The sequence below is a fragment of the Shewanella sp. genome (genome assembly GCF_013214165.1).
GTDB lineage: Bacteria > Pseudomonadota > Gammaproteobacteria > Enterobacterales > Shewanellaceae > Shewanella.
In genome coordinates, this window is record NZ_JABSSM010000166.1 from 1 (window position 1) to 2,665 (window position 2,665).

2 protein-coding genes are annotated in these 2,665 nt (G+C 40.2%); one reads left to right on the forward strand and one right to left on the reverse strand.

Annotated elements, in window-relative coordinates; genetic code table 11:
* Positions 1-263 precede the first annotated feature (263 nt).
* On the reverse strand, positions 264-1,241 hold the full coding sequence (locus HRU42_RS20895; RefSeq protein ID WP_295033997.1) for a transposase: 978 nt from the start codon (positions 1,239-1,241) through the stop codon (positions 264-266).
* A gap of 179 nt (positions 1,242-1,420) precedes the next feature.
* Here HRU42_RS20895 and HRU42_RS20900 point away from each other — a divergent pair, with 179 nt between their 5' ends.
* On the forward strand, positions 1,421-2,128 hold the full coding sequence (locus HRU42_RS20900) for a hypothetical protein (RefSeq protein ID WP_295033999.1): 708 nt from the start codon (positions 1,421-1,423) through the stop codon (positions 2,126-2,128).
* The last annotated feature ends 537 nt before the right edge of the window (positions 2,129-2,665 follow it).

Below are 2,665 nucleotides of genomic sequence, written 5' to 3' on the forward strand. Positions count from 1 at the left end.
CAATAACGAGCTTTCAGTTCAACGTATAACAAAGTTTTAATCAGGCCACCCACAATAAATCAACAATATAACGCTGCAATAACGAGCTTTCAGTTCAACGTATAACAAAGCACAGTGATTACCGATATGGCTGCAACTTCTGTCCATTATCATCGTCGCACTGGGGATTTCTAGCTAAAATATCGATTTTCAGGCAGGGCTGGTCAACTCAAGCTGTTTAAGTGTAAATAATTGGAGAAGGAGGGAAAATCAGCTAATGACTATCAGCCATCTTCCAGGTACTTGCAGCACTTAGCAAAATGACGACGTCTTTTCTGTAGATGGTTGCAGTAATTTGTAAGCTCTTGGGTTGTCCCAACAGGGCCATGAAATATTTTACCAAAGTCAGAGGTCATCTTTATCCAGTTACCTGGAGATATATTCAACCTATTGAGTATCTTAGACGTACTGGCAGAAATGCTCCCACGCTTATCTTCACGCATTATTCGACCTGTTTCATCCACGAGTTGCAGGTAGTCTTCTAGTTCGAAATTAACCCCTTTTGGCTGATCCTGTTTTTCATTGCCCATGAAGGGAAGTAGTGCCTTAGGCTGCTCACCTTTCAAAGCTGCCTTTATACGCGCTTGAATGCTGGTATAGTCTGCTTTTTCTGGGATTAGTGCCATCTTGGCTCGAATAGGGTTCAAATCAACGTAAGCCATACAGGTTAAAATCGCAGCTTCATCTAACAGTGCTTGGGACTTGAAACGCCCCTCCCAGAAACGACCTGTACACTTATCTTCTTTATTAGCCATACGAGCGATAGGTTCATTTAAACACCTCATAAACCAAGATATATCGCTTAATCGGCTTCTGTACTGGGCAATTGAGTGCCTTAATAGTGTAAGGTTCACCTCTTCAACTAGCTCCCCTTTTGCAAATCTTTGTGTTAGCTCAGTTCCTTTAAACAACAAATGCCACTGCTCGACGACCTCCCTATCTGTCCAGCTATTTGCTAACTCAATATCTATCCTCAACACCAGATGAAGATGATTAGACATCACCGCATAAGCAGCGATGTCGATAGCAAAGATTGCACCTAACTTAAGCAACTGAGATTCAACCCAATTTCGTCGATGTTCATAGGATTGACCCGTATTAGGATCGACTCCTGTTAGCCAGGCTTTGCGAACACATCTTGAGACTGCGTGGTACCACGGCGTATCTTCAATACTAATTTGAGTTCTTCTTGGACGGGGCATGACGAGCTCCTACTTCATACTAATAACCAAAGTTTAGTAGGAGGATAGAAAATACACAATTAACTCTGGGTGGCTCTATTTCTATTCTCAAAAATATAATATCAGATCCAACAGAATGGTCTGATTCTCTATACCACTTCAATGTCTTATACTAAGACGTTATACGATTTGGAGGTAACATGAAACGAATTGGATTTTTTCTTAAGATTTTTGAAAACGAAAAATATATGAATGATTTTCTCGATGGAAAAATATATATGAATCGGATTTCGTATTTTAGAGGTATAGAGGGTGATCAAGAGGATAACCGAGCTGATTCAAAAGAAGCTTTATGTGCATTGTGGCAAACAAACGATGTTGTTGTTGAGGTGAATGGACGTAAAATAACGGATTTTGCAGCACCAATAGAATCTGTCCAACATCATAGCAAGTATTTGCACTTGTTTTGCCTATTTGCTGGTGCAATTTCCGAATCTAACTTTTTGAATCCTCATGCTAATATTTCAGATATTCAGAATGATCTTAGTGTACCTGAAAAGTGTGCGGTTCTAGGTGAACACTATGTAGTTATACATAATGCCCAAAAGTTTATTGACCGAATGGTAGAAACTGTTAAGAAGAAAGGATATGGAAATAATGCTCAGGCCGGTATGGTTGAGTACTACGATTTTGAAACGTTTACTGGTGAATTTGGTAATCGATCAGCATTTTTCAAAAGGGACCAATTCTTACACCAAAAAGAGTATAGGTTTGTAATCGATACTGAGACGGAGGGAACCGAACCTTTGGTTTTGGACATTGGTGACATTAGAGATATTGCATCTGTTAGCGATACATGGAATGTGAAAGTTAATATCCAAACTCAGCAAAGTGAAAAAATTGTTTAATCTGGTAACCAGAAATCACTAGCCTCGAAGCCTCAGTACATGCATCTCCGCTCAGGGGGGCATTTAGAACGCCTAACTTAAACTTTCTGGTTAGCTTCTTGGTTTCAAGAGTGAACGGCTACCCATCCTTCTCTTAGTGAACATAATCCCGCTTTCTTAAGATAGTCATTACTAATCATAATGTGAAGCGTAGAGTTTAGAGTATGGGCACTAACTGATTTCTGTCCAAAAGTGAGTTACCACCAGTAAAATTCAAATCGAAGAAGCAACTTTCTCGAAATCAGAACAGGTGTGAACGCGGCTGTGACCTTCGGCATCAGGGATGATGTCGTAGAGCCCACAGGGACAGTGCTTGAATGATATCCTATCTAAGGGCCAGTTCAGCTTCCATGCTTCTCGTTCATAAGCTCACCTGATTACCCACTATAGTCAGCCATTGCTATACTGTAAGTAATCCCAGTGGTGTTTGAGGTGCAAAATGGCCAAAAACAAAGTGCAGTTCCAAAAAGGGTATAGCTTAATTGAGCTATTTAAAAA

Bases quoted from the DNA above. Each gene is read 5' to 3' on its own strand.
- HRU42_RS20895 (WP_295033997.1), bottom strand. From the start codon at position 1,241: ATGCCCCGTCCAAGAAGAACTCAAATTAGTATTGAAGATACGCCGTGG.
- HRU42_RS20900 (WP_295033999.1), top strand. From the start codon at position 1,421: ATGAAACGAATTGGATTTTTTCTTAAGATTTTTGAAAACGAAAAATAT.